This window comes from Burkholderia sp. LK4 (assembly GCF_001043615.1).
GTDB classification, from domain to species: domain Bacteria; phylum Pseudomonadota; class Gammaproteobacteria; order Burkholderiales; family Burkholderiaceae; genus Burkholderia; species Burkholderia cepacia.
The window spans coordinates 87,906-104,246 of the sequence record NZ_LDUL01000022.1; the positions used below are offsets into that span (position 1 = coordinate 87,906).

Consider the following 16,341-nt stretch of genomic DNA (forward strand, 5'->3'; position numbering starts at 1 on the left):
GAACATGACGATTGCATCATGTCGGCCGCGGTCGAACGGCACATCCCGGCATCACGCAATCTGACGCATTTTTCATCTCGCGATCACGATCACGCACGGCCGCTTTCGCATACTGGGTCCATGGCTCGCCACCTGGCGGCCCTGATCAAGGAGAGCACTCGATGAAAACCGCACAATTCGCAGCACTGTTCGTCACCGCCACGCTGTCGCTCGGCATGGTCTCGCAGGCCGCGTCCGCGCAGACGCAAACGCAGGGCAAGACCCGCACGCAGGTCGTCAATGAACTGAAGCAGGCGCAGCACGACGGCGTCGTGCCGACGAGCAAGACGCAGTACCCGCCGAGCGGCGAGCTCATCGCGCGCAACAAGGAGCTTCACGGGATTTCGGTGCATGGCGGCGAGAAGAAGCCGCAGACCGACAACCACGACGAACTGACCGCGCGGCAATGACGCCCGGCCGCACGGCCGCTGGCAGCGCGCCACGCGCGGCCGCCTCATGGCGAACGCGCGGGCGTGCCCGCCCGCGGTGTCAGGCGCCGGCGGCCGCCAGCCGCTTCGGTTCGGCCGGCTGGCTCGGAAAGCGCAGCCAGAATGTCGTGTGCCGGCCGGGGTCGCTGTCGACGCCGCATTCGCCGCCGTGATTGTCCATGATCGACCGGACGATCGCGAGGCCGAGCCCGGTACCCGACGCCGAATTGTGCCGCGACGGATCGACGCGATAGAAGCGCTCGAAAATCCGCCCGACATGCTCGGCGGCAATGCCGGGCCCCGTGTCCGACACGGCAATCGTCGTCGCACCGCCCTGCTCCACGCAGTCGATCGTCACGACGCTGCCGCGCGGCGCGTACCTCAGCGCATTGGACAGCAGGTTGCTCAGCGCGCGCTGGTACAGCGTCAGGTCCGCATCGACCCACGCGTGACCGTCGACCTTCACCTGCACGCCCGCATCCTCCGCAAGCGCCTCGTAGTAGCCGGCCACGCGCCCGGCCTCCTCCGCCGCATTCAATCGCCGCACGTCGATCGACGTGCCGGCCTGTTCCGAACGCGCGAGAAACAGCATGTCCTCGATCATCCGCGACAGCCGCTGGTATTCGTCGATGCTCGACTCGATCACGTTCCGGTATTCATCCGCGCTGCGCGGCTGCGACAGCACGACCTGTGCGGCCGCCTGCAGGTTCGTGAGCGGCGTGCGCATGTCGTGCGCGAGATTCGACGAGAACTGGCTCAGCCGCGTGAACGACTCGTTCAGCCGCCCGAGCATCCCGTTGAACGCGTGCTCGAGTTCCTTCAGCTCGCCCGCGGTATCGAGTTCCGGCAGCGGATGGGCGAGCCGGCTCGTCGACATCTGCTCGGCGCGCGCCGCGAACCGCCGCAGCGGGCTCAAGCCCAGTGCCGCGATGCCGTACGCGATCGCGGCCGCGAGCATCACGCCGAACACCTCGATCACGACGATCGTATAAGCGTGCGTGCGCAGCAGCAGCATGTCGGCGCTGCGGTCGTACTGCACCGCGACGCGTACCACCGGCGCGCCTGCGCCGGCGAGCGGCACGGTCGTCACGAGATACTGCTGCCGCGCGCCGGGCGGCGCGACGCCGACCGGCACGCGCCCCGCGTCGAGCGACAGCAGCGGTGCAATCAGCCGGAATCCGGGCGTGCCGACGAGGCGCGTGCCCGTCGCGTCGTAGATCGCGAGATCCATGTTCGGATGGCCGTGCAACTGGTCGATCCAGATATCGACGTTGCGCGTGACGTCTGCCGTCGAGCGCGCTTCGGCCAGGTGCGCGCCCAGCGCGGCGGAAATCCCGGCCATCTGCTCGGCGGCCGTCGTTTCGACGCGATTGCTGAGCGCCTCGTAAAGCGCGACCCCGCTCGACGCGAGGATCACCGACGTCGACAGGATGATCAGCGCGGTCAGGCGTCCACGCAGCGTACGCGGCAGCAGTCGCGCGATCATGCGGCCGCGCCGCCGCGCGCTTCGAGCACGTAGCCCATCCCGCGCACGGTGTGGATCAGCTTCGGGTCGTACGCGTCGTCGATCTTCGAACGCAGGCGCCGGATCGCCGAATCGACGACGTTCGTGTCGCTGTTGAAATTCATGTCCCACACCTGCGACGCGATCGTCGCGCGCGGCAGGATTTCGCCTTCGCGGCGCATCAGCAGCCACAACAGCGCGAATTCCTTCGCGGTCAGCAGGATCGTGTCGCCCTGCCGTGTGGCCTTGCGGCGCGTCAGGTCGAGTTCGAGGTCGGCCACCCGCAGCGTGTTCGAATCGCGCGGCTGGCCGCGCCGCAGGATCGACTTGATGCGCGCGGTCAGCTCGACGAAATCGAACGGCTTCGCGAGATAGTCGTCGGCGCCGAGCTCGAGCCCCTTCACGCGATCGCCGACATCGTCGCGCGCGGTCAGGAACAGCACCGGCGTCGACTTGCTGCGCCGCAGGTTCTGCAGCAGCGTCCAGCCGTCCTGCCCGGGCAGCATCACGTCGAGCACGAGCAGGTCGTATTCCTCGGTCTCGGCCTGGTGCTGGCCCGTGATGCCGTCCTCGACCCAGTCGACGACATAACCTGCTTCCGTCAGGCCCTTGCGCAGATATGCGCCCGTCTTCGGTTCATCTTCGACAATCAGAATTCGCATCACGCATTACCCTTGAAAAAACCCAGCCGGCGCAGCGCGCCCGACACGAAGCCGCCGCCGAAGCCGCCCGCCAGCGCGGCACGCCACGACACCGCATGGCTGACGCGGTACAGCACGGGCAGCACCAGCAGCGTCAGCGCCGTGGACGACAGGATACCGCCGATCACGACCGTCGCGAGCGGGCGCTGCACCTCGGCGCCGGTGCCGGTCGCGAACGCCATCGGCAGGAAACCGAGCGACGCGACAAGCGCCGTCATCAGCACCGGCCGCAGCCGCGTGAGCGCGCCTTCGCGCACGGCGGCCTCGAGCGGTGTCCCTTCGTCGCGCAGGTTGCGGATGAACGAGATCATCACGAGCCCGTTGAGCACGGCCACGCCCGACAGCGCGATGAAGCCGACCGCCGCCGTGATCGACAGCGGAATCCCGCGCAGCCACAGCGACACGACGCCGCCGCTCAACGCGAACGGAATGCCGGTGAACACGAGCAGCCCGTCCTTCACGTTGTTGAACATCACGAACAGCAGCACGAACACCATGAACAGCGCGAGCGGCACGACGAGCTTCAGGCGCTCGCTCGCGCTCTGCAGCTGCTCGAACTGCCCGCCCCACGACACCCAGTAGCCGGCCGGCACGCGCACGTCCTGCTGAAGCTGCTCGCGCGCGTCGGCGACAAACGAGCCGACGTCGCGCCCGCGCACGTTCGCGCTGACGACCACCCGCCGCTTGCCGTCCTCGCGGCTGATCTGGTTCGGGCCCGGTGCGACGTCGATCGTCGCGAGCTCCGCGAGCGGCACGTACGGCGCCGCCGCGAGCGGTGCGCTGGCGCCGGCCGCCGGCGCGGGCAATGCGATCGGCAGCCGCTTGATCGCCTCGATGTCCGAGCGCAGCTCGTCGGGCAGCCGCACGACGATGTCGAAACGGCGGTCGCCCTGGAACAGCGTGCCGGCCTTCTGCCCGCCGACGGCCGCGGCCACCGTATCCTGCAGGTCGGCCACGCTCACGCCGTAGCGCGCGAGCTTGTCGCGGTCGAGATTGACGGTCAGCACGGGCAGCCCCGTGGTCTGTTCGACCTTCACTTCGGACGCGCCCGGCACCTTCTGCAATGCCGCCGCGATCTGCTCGCCGGTCTGGTTCAGCACGGCCATGTCGTCGCCGAAGATCTTCACGGCGACGTCGCTGCGCACGCCCGAGATCAGTTCGTTGAAGCGCAGCTGGATCGGCTGCGAGAACTCGTACGCGTTGCCCGGCAGCTCGGCGAGCGCTTCCTCGATCTCCCGCACGAGCTGGTCGCGCGGCTTCTTCGGGTCGGGCCACCGGTCGACGGGCTTCAGCATGATGTAGCCGTCCGACAGGTTCGGCGGCATCGGGTCGGCCGCGATCTCGGCCGTGCCGGTGCGCGCGAACACGCGCTCGATCTCGGGGAAGCGCGCCTTCAGCGTCTTCTCGATCGACTTCTGCATCTCGACCGACTGCGACAGGCTCGTGCCGGGAATCCGCAGCGCGGCGACCGCCAGGTCGCCTTCGTTCAGGCTCGGGATGAACTCGCTGCCGAGCCGCGTGGCCAGCCCGAGCGTGACGAGTACGATCGCGCCCGCGCCGAGCATCACGCGCACCGGCCGCGTCATGAATGCCGCGAGGACCGGCTCGTATGCGCGCCGCGCCCAGCCCATCAGCCGGTTCTCCTTCTCCTCGACGCGCTCGCCGATGAACAGCGCGACGGCCGCCGGAATGAACGTGACGGTCAGCACCATCGCGGCTGCGAGCGCCATCACGACGGTGATGGCCATCGGATGGAACATCTTGCCTTCGACACCCGTCAGCGCAAAGATCGGCAGGTACACGACCATGATGATCAGTTGCCCGAAGATCAGTGCGCGCCGCGCTTCCTGCGACGCGCCGAACACCTCGGCGAAGCGCTCGTCGCGCGTGAGCGGCCGGCCGGCGGTAGCCTGCGCATGCGCGAGCCGCCGCACGCAGTTCTCGACGATCACCACCGCGCCGTCGACGATGATCCCGAAGTCGAGCGCGCCGAGGCTCATCAGGTTCGCACTCACCTTCGCGTTGACCATTCCGGTGAAGGTCATCAGCATCGACAGCGGGATCACGAGCGCGGTGATCAGCGCCGCGCGCATGTTGCCGAGGAACAGGAACAGCACGGCGATCACGAGGATTGCGCCTTCGAGCAGGTTCTTCTTCACCGTCGCGACGGCCTTCTCGACGAGCACCGTGCGGTCGTACACGGGAATCGCCTTCACGCCGGACGGCAGCGTGCGGTTCACGTCCGCCATCTTCTCGGCGACGGCCTTCGCGACCGTGCGGCTGTTCTCCCCCATCAGCATGAAGACCGTGCCGAGCACGACTTCCTCGCCGTTCGACGTCGCGGCGCCGGTGCGCAGTTCGCGGCCGATGTCGACTACGCCGACGTCCTTCATCCGCACCGGCACGCCGCCGACGTTGGTCAGCACGATGTTCGCGATGTCGTCGACCGTGCGCGCCTGGCCAGGCACGCGCACGAGATACTGCTCGCCGCGCTTCTCGATGTAGCCGGCGCCGACGTTGTCGTTGTTGCGTTCCAGCGCGCGGACGACGTCGGCGAGCGTCAGTCCGTACGACATCAGCTTCGCGGGATTCGGCGCGACACGGTATTCCTTCACGTAGCCGCCGATCGAGTTGACCTCGGTCACGCCGCGCACGTTCCGGAGCTGCGGCCGCACGACCCAGTCCTGCAGTTCGCGCAGGTCGGCCGCCGTATAACGCGTGCCGTCGGGCTTGCGCGCGGCGGCATCGGCTTCGACGGTCCACAGGTAGATTTCGCCGAGCCCCGTCGACGTCGGCCCCATCGCGGGCGCGATGCCAGGCGGCAGCTTGTCCTTCGCTTCCTGGATGCGCTCGTTGACGAGCTGCCGCGCGAAGTAGATGTCGGTGCCGTCCTTGAAGATCACGGTGACCTGCGACAGCCCGTAGCGCGAGATCGAGCGCGTCTGCTCGAGGCCCGGCAGCCCGGCCATCACGGTCTCGACCGGATAGGTGATGCGCTGCTCGGCCTCGAGCGGCGAATAGCCGGGCGCGGCCGTATTGATCTGGACCTGCACGTTGGTGATGTCGGGCACCGCGTCGATCGGCAGCTTCTGGTAGCTGAACACGCCCAGTGCGGCCACGGCCGCGATCGCCAGCATCACGAGCCAGCGGTGCGCAATCGCAAAGCGGATCAGGCGTTCAAACATGGCGGGGTTCCTTGAAGCGGGGCACGGTCACCCTCGACGGACGGGCCGCCCGGCCGGCCACCCGGCGGGCCGGAAATCTGGCCGCGAATCTGGCTGCAAATCGGGCCGTGATTCGCACCACGGCGCACACGTGATGCTCATTCATGTTCCGCGCTCCCCTTGCCGAGTTCGGCCTTCAGCACGAAGCTGTTCGACGCCGCGTATTCCTGGCCCGGCTTCAGCCCCTTCAGCACTTCGGTCGCACGTTCGTCGCGCCGCCCCGTCTCGACGGCCTGCGCGACGAAGCCCTTCGGAGAACGCACGAAAACCGACGGTGCGCCGTCGACGTCCTGCAGCGCGTCGCTCGCGACCGCGAGCGGCACGCCCTGCTTGCCCGCGTCGACCGACACGTTCACGAACATCCCGGGCCGCCACACGCCGTCCGGGTTCGGCAGCACGACGCGCGCGGGCGCGGTGCGCGTCTGTTCGCCGAGCAGCGAACCCACGTACGCGATCGGGCCGCTCGAACGCGATTCGAACGCGGTCGCGACGACCGTCGCGTCGCGGCCCACCCGCACGTCGTTGAGCCGCTGCGCCGGCACGGCCATCTCGGCCCATACCGTCGACAGGTCGGAGATCACGAACATGCTGGCATCGGCGGCGATCGCTTCGCCGGGCGTCGCATGCTTCTCGACGATCGTGCCCGCGAACGGCGCACGCAGTTCGTAGCGGTTCAGCGCGCCCGCGCCGGCGGGCGCATTCAGCGCGGCGAGCTTCTGCCGCGCGTTCTGCACGGCGATCTCGGCTTCGCGCAACTGCACCTGCGCCTGCTGGTAGTCCTGCTCGGCCGAAATGCGCTCCTGCCACAGCGTGCGTTCGCGCTCGTAGGTCGCACGTGCGCCCGACAACCGGCGTTCGGCCGTCAGCAGCTCGCTGCGCCGGTCGGCTAGATCGGTGCTCGCGATCACGGCCAGCACCTGCCCCTTCGCGACGTTCTGCCCGAGCGACACCGACACCTGCTCGACGATGCCGGCCACGCGCGGCACCACGTGCGCGGTGCGATCCTCGTTGAACTTGATCTCGCCCGGCAACTGGAACGGCGTCGCGATCTGCGCGGGGCCGGCCTTCGCGAGTGCGATCTTCGAGGTCGCCAGCTGTGCGTCGGTCAACGCGATCGCACCGTCGGCGCGTGCGAACGGGAATGAGGCGGCGTCATTGCCCGCCTTCACGTCGATCGTCGCATCGAACACGTGCGGCTTGGCGATCGACTGCGCGGACACGAACTTCTGGCCGGCCGCGTCGAAACGCAACGGCTCGTGCGTGCGGTCGTAGCGGACCAGCGTGCCGGACACGGTGACGCCCTTGCCGGCCGGCTTGCCGTCGACGAACGGATAGACGACGAGGCGCGCGTCGCCGGGCTTCTCCGTCATCACGATTTCGACGGACAGCTTGCCGCGCCTGAGCACGACACCGCCGCGCTCGCCGGCGGCTTCGGCGGATGAAGCGGATTCGGGCGCCGCCGACGCGGACGTGTCGTTGCCGCCGCCGTTGCGCGTGACGCCGAGTGCGCCGAGGACGATCCCGGCGGTGCCGAGCACGACCGCCGCGATGATCAGGATTCTGCTGCGTGACATGATGATCCTTCAGGTAATGGAGGCGTCTGTTGCGCTATTGCGTGACAGGCACAAGCGGCACAAGCGGTGCAAGCGGCGTACCGACGAGCCGGCCAATGTCGGCACGCGCGGTATGGGCGTCGGCGAGCGCGCGCACGTATTGCGACTGGCCCTGGAACAGCGTGCGCTGCGCGTCGAGCACGTCGAGGAAGCTGAACTTCCCGAGTTCGTAGCCGCGCGACATCGCGTCGAGCGCGACGCGCGCGGCCGGCAGGATGTCGTCCTTCAGCCGCTGCGCTTCCTGCGCGGCGGCTTCGAAATTCGCGTAGGCCTGTGTGAGTTCCAGCCGCAGGCGCGTGCGTTCGCGATCGAGATCGGCGTTCGCCCGCGCGGCCTTGTGCGTCGCCTCGAGCAGCGCGCCCGTGTTCGTGTTGAACAGCGGAATCGGGATCGACACGCCAACCACCGCCTGGTTGTCCGGCACGCCGCCCGTGGTCACGCGCTTCACGCCCGCGCTAATCGTCACGTCCGGAATGCGCCGCGCGCGTTCGAGCGATACGGCCGCGTTCGAGCGCAGCATCTCGGCGCGCGCGATCCGCGCGAGCGGCGCGTCGTCGAGTTGCGCGGTGAGCGCGGGCAGCGACTCGACCGGCGGTACGGCTTCGAGGTCGCCGAGCACCGCCAGCCGGCCGTCGCGCGCCTCGCCCATCACCGCGTTCAGCTTCTCGCGTGCGACCTCGACACGGCCGCGCGCCGTCACGACTTCGATCTGCACGCCGGCCGCCGCCACGTGCGCCTTGGTCGCCTCGACCGGCGACACCTTGCCGGCCTGTGCACGGCGGCTCGCGAGATCTGCGGAGCGCGCGGCGATCGCGGCCGATTCCTCGGTGACCTGAAGCTGGCGCTGCGCGGCGAGCAGCCCGTAGAACGCGGCGATCACGTCGGCGCGCACGACGGCGCCCTGTTCGTCGAGAGACGCATTGGCCGCTTCCCTGCCGTACGACGCGACGTCGAGCCGCGCGCCGCGCTTGCCGCCGAGTTCGATCGTCTGGTTCAGCAGCACGGTCGACGTGCGTTCGGCGCGACGGAAGCTTTCCTGCAGGAACGACACTTCCGGATTGGGGCGCGCACCGGCCTGCATCAGCGCGCCCGCGGATGCATCGACGTCCGCACGCGCGCCGCGCAGCGCCGGATTGTTCCGGGCCGCGGCCGCGAGCGCATCGGCAAGCGTCAACGAGGTGGAAGGGCGCGCGTCGGGTGGCGGTGCAGCGATCGGCGCGGCGCCGCCGGAGGCTGCCGGAGCCGGCCCCGGCGACAGCGACGGCTGCGCATGGGCCGTCGCGGCCATCGCGAAGACGACGGCCACGGCGAGGTTGAGCTTGAGCATGTTCGGTTCTGCGGTAACGGTTCGCGACCGATGCTACGGTCCGGCCGCAGTGCGAACATGAGGCGAAGATGACATTTCCGTCATCTTGGGGGCGGCCGCGCGCGAGCGTGCTGTGCCCTGCGGGAATGGCATCCCGCGTAGACGATCAGGAGGATCGGGTGAACGTGCAGCCCGACGGCCGCGAGGAAGACTGCGGAGGATCGGGGAATCGGCGCGCGTGCGCCGAAACCCCGGTGCGCAAATCAGGCTGTCCCTTGCTTCGCGCGCCGGCGCTGCACGAGCCAGTCGAGCAACTGCCGCCCGTCGCGCTCACCGAACCACCGCGCGTGCCCGATCAGATACCCGTCGTATGCGATGTCGACGATGGCCGGCGCATCGATGATGCAGCCGAAATAAGCCACTTCCGACAGCGCGAACTCCGTATGCACGATCGGCAGCATCGCGACCAGCGCCGCATAGGCTTCGTCGCCCAGCGGTTCGAGTGACTCATACCCGTCGAGCAGCGCGTCGATCTGCGCGTACTCGACGCGCCGCGCGTCGGCCGGCGCCATCCAGTCGACCGTATTGCGCTCGATCGCGAGCGCGAGGTCCATGACGGCGCACGTGCGATCCGACAGCCCGAAATCGAGCACCGTCCGCACCTGCGCGCCGGGCCCCGCCTCGGTCCACAGCAGGTTCGACGCGTGCCAGTCGCCGTGCGTCCACAGCGGCGGCAGCGCGGGCAGCAGCGGCACGAGGCGCGCGTGATACGGGCCGATCGCGTCGGCCACGTCGCCGCGCCAGTCGCGCGCGCCGAGTGCGCGCACGAGCAGCGGCTGCGCCTCGACCCAGCGTTCGAGCGCGCCCGCCAGATCGTCGGACGACAGCACGCGGAAGCTCGACAGCAGCGTGCGCACGGGCCGCGCCGGCGCATCGTAGCCGGCCGACGCGCGATGCAGCTCGGCCAGCGCGCGGCCGGCCGCGTAAGCGTGCGACGCATGCGTGAACGGCTGCCACGACATCACGCCGCGATACGGGTCGACGCCGGGCGCGAGCACATGCACTTCGTAGGTCCAGTCGCCGGACGCGAATGCGGTCGCACCGTTGCGATCCGCGAGCACGTCGACCACCGGCATGCCGCGTTCGCGCAGGTGCGCGATGAAGCGATGCTCTTCCTCGAGCCCCGCGACATCGCGCAGGCTCGCGTGATGACGCTTGACGAACAGCCCGCGCCCGTCCGCCATCCGCACGAGCACGGCCGCCGCGAACTGTCGCGGGCTGTGCCACGTGAGCCGCTCGGGCTCGCCGGCGCCGTCGATGCGCGCGAGCACCGCCGCCACCTCGTCGTGCGTCATCAGCGGCCAGTCGCGTTCGGCCTGCTCGCCGTCGACACCGAATTGAGGCGGCGCGACGTCGCGCGGCAGGGCGCCGTCCGGCTCGAGTGGGAATGACATGAACGACGTTGCTCCGTAGTTGAATCGGCGCGTGAATCAGCGCGCGCCGCCGCCCGTTGCCAGCGCACCGCCGGCCGCCGCGCGCAACGCGGCGGCGGTCCGGCTCCAGTCGCGCCAGCCGACGACGGCCAGCCCGATGAACAGCGCGTAGAGGCCGGCCGTCAGATACAGTTCCTTGAACACGAACATCCCGACATACACGACGTTCACGACGATCCACAGCCCCCACGATGCGATGTAGCGCCGCGCGGTCCAGTATTGCGCGACGAGGCTGAACGCGGTCAGCGAGGCATCGACGAACGGCAGTGCCGCATCGGTCCAGCGCGCCATCATGCCGCCGAGCAGCGCGCTGCCGACGACGGCCGCGATCAGGTCGGGCAGCATCTGCATCGGCCGCACGCCCGTGACGGGCGCGACATCGCCTGCCGGCGCCGCATTGCCGTCGGCCTCGCTCGCGCGCTGCGCGAGCCAGCGTTGCCAGCCGTACACCTGCAGCACCGCGAACGCGCCTTGCAGCAGCATGTCCGAATACAGCTTCGCGTCGAAGAAGATCCAGCCGTACAACGCGACCGACACGAGCCCGACCGGCCAGCACAGCATGCGCCGCTTCGCGGTCAGCCAGATCGCGAGCGCGCTGACGATCACGCCGGCGATTTCGAGTGGGGACATCGTCTGTGCTCTCCAGGTTAGCTGCCGGGGCTGCGGGTCACGCGGCCGGTTCCGGACGGTCAGAAATCATAGGTCAACGACACGCGGGCGGTGCGCGGCGCACCAGGGAACAGGTACGCATCGCCCTGCTGCTCACCCGCGTCGCGCCAGTAGAACTTGTTGAACAGGTTGTCCACCGACACGCGCAACACCGTGCGATGGCCGCCGATCTTCGTCGTATAACGCGCGCCGAGATTGAACACGAACCACGCCGGCACCTGCGCGGTACCCTCCTCGTTCGCGTTGCGGGCCGCGCTGTACTCGACGCCGCCCAGCACGTTCAGCCCGGCCACGCCCGGCACCGCGTAGTCCGCATACAGCGACGCGCGCAGCGCGGGCACGTTGATGACCTGGTGTCCTTCATACGCCGGCGAACCCGAATCGTAAGCGCGCGCGCGAATCGCCGCGACGCTGGCCGTCAGCCCCAGTCGCTCGGTCACGCGCCCGGCCGCGCCGAGCTCGATCCCCTGGTGCCGCTGCGTGCCGCGCTGCACGAACGTGTAGGTCGTGCCCGATGCGTCCGGATCGGCGAACTGGAACGGCTTGCTGATGGAGAACACGGCGGCCGTGAGGCTCAGCCGGTCGAGCCAGTCGTATTTCGCGCCGACCTCGATCTGGTGCGATTCGACGGGCGGCAGGAACGCATACGCGTTGGTCGCGCGCACGGGCGCCTGGTCGCCGAGCGACAGCGCCTTGCTGTACGACGCGTACAGCGACAGCACGTTCACCGGCTTGTAGACGAGCGCGACCTGCGGCAGGAACACCGAACGGTCGGTGTGCGTCGCGTCGCCGTCGAGGCTGCTCCAGCTGCGCTGGCGCAGCAGCACCTCCTTGCCGCCTGCGAGCACCTGCCAGTGTTCGCCGATGCTGATGCGGTCGAGCCCGAATACGCCGTACTGCCACGAATCGAGCTGCGGATACGACGGCCCGGGCGTATTCGGCGACGGTGCGAACGTGACGTCGGGTCCGTAGATGTTCTCGCTGCCGACATAGTCGTACACGGCGGTCGCCATGTGCACGACGCGGCGCTGCACGCTCACGCCGAGCGTCAGCTCGTGCCGCAGCGGCCCCGTCGCGAACTTGCCGGTCGTGACCGCGCGCAGATCGTCGTTGCGCCGGTATTCGCCGGGGCTGCGGAAGTCGTACACGTCGTAGTCGCCGTTCGCGCCGAAGAAGAACGGCGACGTCGCGCCGGCCGTGCAGCTCGCCGCGTACGAGCAGCCGTACGCGAACGCGCTGTTGTCGTCGATCATCGTGCGGCTGCGGCCGGCGGCGATATACGCCTTCCAGTCGTCGTTGAACTGGTAGTCGAAGCGCGCGTTCAGGTTCAGCGCGTCGGTCGTCACCGGTTTCGCCCACGGCTGCGTACCGAGCGCCTTCGACGTCGTCTTGACCGACGGCACAACGGTGCCGCCGAGCAGCTGGTAGCCGGGCGCGGAACGCTGGATCCACTGCTGGAATTCGGCATTGAGCTGCAGGCTCGCGCGCGGGCTGATGTCCCAGTCGACGGCGATCGAGCCGAACGTGCGCCGTCCGTTCGTGCCGTCGATGTAGGAGTGCATGTTCTCCTTCGCGGCATTGATCCGGAAGCCGAACTGATTGTCGGGGCCGAAGCGGCGGCCGAGATCGACGGCCGCCGACGTCGAGCCGCGGCTGTCGACGCCACCCGTCACGCTCGCGACGTTCGCCGAGCGCTTCGTCACGAAGTTGATCACCCCGCCGGGCGCGACGACGCCGCTGTCGATACCCGCAAGCCCCTTCAGGATCTCGACGCGCTCCTTGTTCTCGAGAGGCACGTTCTGCTCGCCGGACACCGTCAGCCCGTCGATCCGGATCGCGCTCGCGAGATCGACCGGAAAGCCGCGGATCGCAAAGCCTTCGAAATAACCGACCGGCGCATAGTCGTTGACGACCGACGCGTCGTTGCGCACGACGTCGCTCAGCCGCTTCGCCTGCTGGTCGTCGAGCTGCGCGCGCGTGACGACGCTCACCGACGCCGGCGTGTCGCGCAGCGGTGTGTCGTCAAGCCCCGCGACGGATGCCGTGCGTGCGCGCAGCGCGTTGCCGCGCTCGCCGCTCACCGTGATCGTCGGCAGCGTCGTGCTGCCGGCCGCGCCGGCGTCCGGCGCCGGCGTGTCGCCCTGCGCCGCGGCGGCCTGGGCCGCGAAAAGCGTGATGCCGACGCCGACACCAAGCCCGACCTTCGCGCGCCGCCGCCGTGCGGGCGACGCTGTTGTTCTATTCACCGTCATTGCTCTGGATGGAAAACTCGCCACTCGACCCTGTCGAAACCCGTTAGGAAGCTACGAAGCGTGCCCGCGACCGGATCTGCCTCCGCCGGACGCACGCGCCGGCACGACATTCGTCAGACGAACCGGGCGAACCAGACGATCCGGCACGCAAGCGTGCCGCTCGGTCGGGAAGACGCAGGATGGGACATCGGATTCAGGTGACGCACCGGGAACCGACGCTGCCGTGGACTGGTTCGTCGGGGCGTGTCGGGCGGCCGGCTGCATCGCGCGGTCTTGTCATGCGGGGGGACGCTTCGAACGCCCCGGTACGGGCGCGACGGTCTGGTGCGCGCCGTTCGCTGGAACGGCGGCGTGCCCGTCGCGCACGACATCGCGGCGCGGCGCGCATTTTACCCCGGGCGGGGCGGGCTGCCCTGGAATCGGGCGAATCGGGTGAATCGGATGGGCGAGGAAGGCGGGAACGGGAACCGCGCGATTCGTGCGGCACGGCGACGGTGCCGATGTGCGCATGACTGGCGTCGTGCGCGGCCACCTCGATGACCGGCACCGTCACGCGCCGGTCACGCGGCCGGAAACCGGAGCGGGAACGTTCGCCCGCTCGCGATTCGGCGGCCGGTCAGAATCCCTGCATCGTCGCGGTCGGGTCGACGACCAGGTGCACGACGCCGTAGATCACCGCGCCGACGAGCAGCGCGAGCACGATCGCCACGAACGGCAGCAACGTGTAGTTGACGTTCGCGAGATCGGCCGCGTGCGCCTTGCTGTTGCGTACGCCGAAGAAACTCCACAGGACCAGCTTGATCATGCCGAGCAGTTTCATGGTTGTGCTCCTTTCATCGAATCGGTTGACGCTATCGTCGATCCGACCGGCATCCGAAAAAAGAAGCAGTTGCGCGCGCTTTTCGCGCAGCAGGCCGTCTGCGGCCGCATGTCGCAGGGCGCGTCAGCAGTCGAGCACGAGCGGCTCCGACCCTTGCGCGGGCCGCGCGACGCACAGCAACGCGCAGCCGGGTTCGACCGGCGCATCGGGTGCCTGCTCGTAGTCGACCGCGCCCGACAGCACGCGCGTCGCGCACGTGCCGCACGACCCGGAGCGGCATCCGGACGGCACGGCCACGCGCTGCCCTTCAGCGAATTCGAGCAACGTGCCGTCGGCGGGCGTCCACGCGGCATCGCGGCCCGTGCGCCGGAACACCACCGGCACGCTTGCGACCTGCGCCCCGGTCGTACGGGTCGCGCTGCGTGCCACGCTCGACGGCCCGAACGCCTCGAAGCGGATGCGTTCGTCCGGCACGTTCAGCGCGCGCAGCCCGTCGTACAGGTCGCGCATGAACGCCGACGGCCCGCACAGGTAGAAGTCGTAATCGTCGAACGTCAGGAGCCGCTTCAGTTGCGCGATGTCGATGCGGCCTGCCTGCGCTGCAGAGCCGTCGTGAGGATGGCTGTCGAACCAGTGGAGCGACAGCCGTGCGTCGGCGGCCGCGATGCGTGCCAGCGACGCCGCGAACGGCCGGTCGGCCGCGTCGCGCGCGCCATGCACGAACACCACGCGGCGCGATGGCCGATCGTCCGCCAGCGCGCGGCGCAGCATCGCGATCATCGGCGTGATGCCGATGCCGGCCGACACGAGCACGGCCGGGCGCGGGCTCGCGAGATCGAACGTGAAGCGACCGCGCGGCATCTGCGCGTCGAGCGTCATGCCCGCCTGCGCGTGATCGTGCAGCCACGCCGACACGCGCCCTTCGCGCTTCACGGTGATCCGGTAATGCGTGCCGCCCGGCGCATCGGAGAGCGTGTAGCTGCGGATCGTCGGCGCGTCGCTTCCCGGCAGCGCGACACGCAGCGTCAGGTGCTGCCCGGCTTCGTAGGCGGGCAATGCGCCGCCGTCCACCGGTTCGAAATGGAACGAGCGAATCGCGCGCGCTTCGTCGACGATCTTCGCGATGCGCAGCGGCCGCCATGCGGGTGCCGATGCCGATGCCGATGCCGATGCCGATGCCGATGCCGATGCCGATGCCGATAGTGATTCTGATGCGGGTGCGGGTGCGATGACCGATGCGATTGAAGTCTGCACCAACCCGCCCGCCGCACCCGCACCCGCGCCCGCCGCCATCGCCGCGAACTGCGGCGCACGTTCGACCGCCGACCACCGGAACGGCAACACTGCGCGCATGCGCCGCACTTCCCGCACATGGAACCGCACGACCCGCTGCGCGCCGTCGAACGACGCGACGAGCGGCCCGTCCCACACGATCTCGGCGCGCGCGGCCACAACCAGCAGGTCGCCGTTGTCGAAATCGACGAACAGCAGCCCCGCGCGCGGATCGTGCTGCAGGTTGCCGAGCGTGTTGAAGAAGCGGTTGCCGCTGAAATCCGGCGTCGTCAGCGTGTGCGCATCGTCGACGCGCACGAAGCCCGGCATCCCGCCGCGATGCGACACGTCCGCGCCACGCGCAGCGCCCGCGTCGGTCGACGTGTTCGCGCTCGCGACGAAGAACGTATCGGCCTGCGCAAGCAGCGCTCGATCGGCGTCGTTCAACGCGTCCGATACGTCAGGCCCGGCGGACGCGCCGGCATCCCGGGCGACGAACGTCGGCTTGCGTCCCTGGATGTACTTCGCGCAGTTGCCGAAGCTCTGCTCGACCGCGATCGTCAGCGCGTCGCCGTCGACCGCGCGCACGACGCCGTTGACACGATTGCGCCGCCGCGTATCGAATTCGATCCCGAGCCCGCCGAGCGGCGCCCCCGGCTGCCACGCGCCGTCCAGCGGATCGCCCGGCAACGCGCGCGCCGCGATGCGCAGCGTACGCGGGTCCGGCGACGTCACGAACCCCGGCGCGCCGGCCCGCAGCGTCGCCCACGGCTGGCCGTTCGCATCGACGCCGCCCAGCACGAAAAACGGCAGTTGCGCGAAAAACGTCCGGTGCTGGTCCGGCATGAAACGCCGGATCCCGCGCCGGCCGGCCGAACCCGCGGCCTCCGTCACGCCCGCGCGCTGCTGCACGGCGAGTTCTCCCGCGTGAAACGGCGCGGTATCGAGTTCCCAGCCCGGTACGACGGTGGTCGGGGTGTTCATCGCGTTCTCCGTGGGCAGGCGCGGCGTCGGTGGGCG

The 16,341-nt window shown here is 69.4% G+C and carries 11 protein-coding genes; 1 reads left to right on the forward strand and 10 read right to left on the reverse strand.

The features are described 5' to 3' along the window. The first annotated feature begins 161 nt into the window (after positions 1–161). Positions 162–449, forward strand: coding sequence for a DUF4148 domain-containing protein (locus VK92_RS12130; RefSeq protein WP_048022454.1), 288 nt, complete (start codon positions 162–164; stop codon positions 447–449). A gap of 79 nt (positions 450–528) precedes the next feature. On the opposite strand, the gene VK92_RS12135 is transcribed toward VK92_RS12130, so the two are convergent. From VK92_RS12135 to VK92_RS12180, 10 genes are all read right to left on the reverse strand, one after another. Continuing rightward, the gene (locus tag VK92_RS12135) at positions 529–1,953 is read right to left on the reverse strand and encodes a heavy metal sensor histidine kinase (RefSeq protein WP_048022455.1); all 1,425 of its coding nucleotides are present in this window, start codon (positions 1,951–1,953) and stop codon (positions 529–531) included. Then, on the reverse strand, positions 1,950–2,633 hold the full coding sequence (gene irlR, locus VK92_RS12140) for a heavy metal response regulator transcription factor IrlR (protein WP_021157388.1): 684 nt from the start codon (positions 2,631–2,633) through the stop codon (positions 1,950–1,952). Before irlR ends, VK92_RS12135 begins: the two co-directional genes overlap by 4 nt. Continuing rightward, positions 2,633–5,857: an efflux RND transporter permease subunit gene (locus VK92_RS12145; RefSeq protein ID WP_048022456.1), complete on the reverse strand. Its 3,225-nt coding sequence runs from the start codon at positions 5,855–5,857 to the stop codon at positions 2,633–2,635. Before VK92_RS12145 ends, irlR begins: the two co-directional genes overlap by 1 nt. A gap of 137 nt (positions 5,858–5,994) precedes the next feature. Further along, on the reverse strand, positions 5,995–7,470 hold the full coding sequence (locus tag VK92_RS12150) for an efflux RND transporter periplasmic adaptor subunit (RefSeq protein ID WP_048022457.1): 1,476 nt from the start codon (positions 7,468–7,470) through the stop codon (positions 5,995–5,997). A 34-nt stretch (positions 7,471–7,504) separates the two neighbouring features. Beyond that, a complete protein-coding gene (locus tag VK92_RS12155) occupies positions 7,505–8,836 on the reverse strand; it encodes a TolC family protein (protein WP_048022458.1) in 1,332 nt (443 codons plus the stop codon). 242 nt (positions 8,837–9,078) lie between these two features. Then, positions 9,079–10,269, reverse strand: coding sequence for a phosphotransferase enzyme family protein (locus VK92_RS12160; protein ID WP_021157392.1), 1,191 nt, complete (start codon positions 10,267–10,269; stop codon positions 9,079–9,081). Positions 10,270–10,305: 36 nt separating this feature from the next. Then, positions 10,306–10,938: a nicotinamide riboside transporter PnuC gene (gene pnuC / locus VK92_RS12165; protein ID WP_021157393.1), complete on the reverse strand. Its 633-nt coding sequence runs from the start codon at positions 10,936–10,938 to the stop codon at positions 10,306–10,308. 59 nt (positions 10,939–10,997) lie between these two features. Then, positions 10,998–13,229: a TonB-dependent siderophore receptor gene (locus tag VK92_RS12170; protein WP_048022459.1), complete on the reverse strand. Its 2,232-nt coding sequence runs from the start codon at positions 13,227–13,229 to the stop codon at positions 10,998–11,000. 616 nt (positions 13,230–13,845) lie between these two features. Further along, positions 13,846–14,049 (reverse strand): DUF2970 domain-containing protein, encoded by a 204-nt coding sequence (locus VK92_RS12175; RefSeq protein WP_021164122.1) that lies wholly within the window; start codon positions 14,047–14,049, stop codon positions 13,846–13,848. A gap of 123 nt (positions 14,050–14,172) precedes the next feature. Beyond that, positions 14,173–16,305, reverse strand: coding sequence for a pyridoxamine 5'-phosphate oxidase family protein (locus tag VK92_RS12180; protein ID WP_048022460.1), 2,133 nt, complete (start codon positions 16,303–16,305; stop codon positions 14,173–14,175). Positions 16,306–16,341 lie beyond the last annotated feature (36 nt).

Bases quoted from the DNA above. Each gene is read 5' to 3' on its own strand.
- VK92_RS12170 (WP_048022459.1), bottom strand. From the start codon at position 13,229: ATGACGGTGAATAGAACAACAGCGTCGCCCGCACGGCGGCGGCGCGCG.
- irlR (WP_021157388.1), bottom strand. From the start codon at position 2,633: ATGCGAATTCTGATTGTCGAAGATGAACCGAAGACGGGCGCATATCTG.
- VK92_RS12175 (WP_021164122.1), bottom strand. From the start codon at position 14,049: ATGAAACTGCTCGGCATGATCAAGCTGGTCCTGTGGAGTTTCTTCGGC.
- VK92_RS12130 (WP_048022454.1), top strand. From the start codon at position 162: ATGAAAACCGCACAATTCGCAGCACTGTTCGTCACCGCCACGCTGTCG.
- VK92_RS12160 (WP_021157392.1), bottom strand. From the start codon at position 10,269: ATGTCATTCCCACTCGAGCCGGACGGCGCCCTGCCGCGCGACGTCGCG.
- VK92_RS12145 (WP_048022456.1), bottom strand. From the start codon at position 5,857: ATGTTTGAACGCCTGATCCGCTTTGCGATTGCGCACCGCTGGCTCGTG.
- VK92_RS12150 (WP_048022457.1), bottom strand. From the start codon at position 7,470: ATGTCACGCAGCAGAATCCTGATCATCGCGGCGGTCGTGCTCGGCACC.
- VK92_RS12135 (WP_048022455.1), bottom strand. From the start codon at position 1,953: ATGATCGCGCGACTGCTGCCGCGTACGCTGCGTGGACGCCTGACCGCG.
- pnuC (WP_021157393.1), bottom strand. From the start codon at position 10,938: ATGTCCCCACTCGAAATCGCCGGCGTGATCGTCAGCGCGCTCGCGATC.
- VK92_RS12180 (WP_048022460.1), bottom strand. From the start codon at position 16,305: ATGAACACCCCGACCACCGTCGTACCGGGCTGGGAACTCGATACCGCG.
- VK92_RS12155 (WP_048022458.1), bottom strand. From the start codon at position 8,836: ATGCTCAAGCTCAACCTCGCCGTGGCCGTCGTCTTCGCGATGGCCGCG.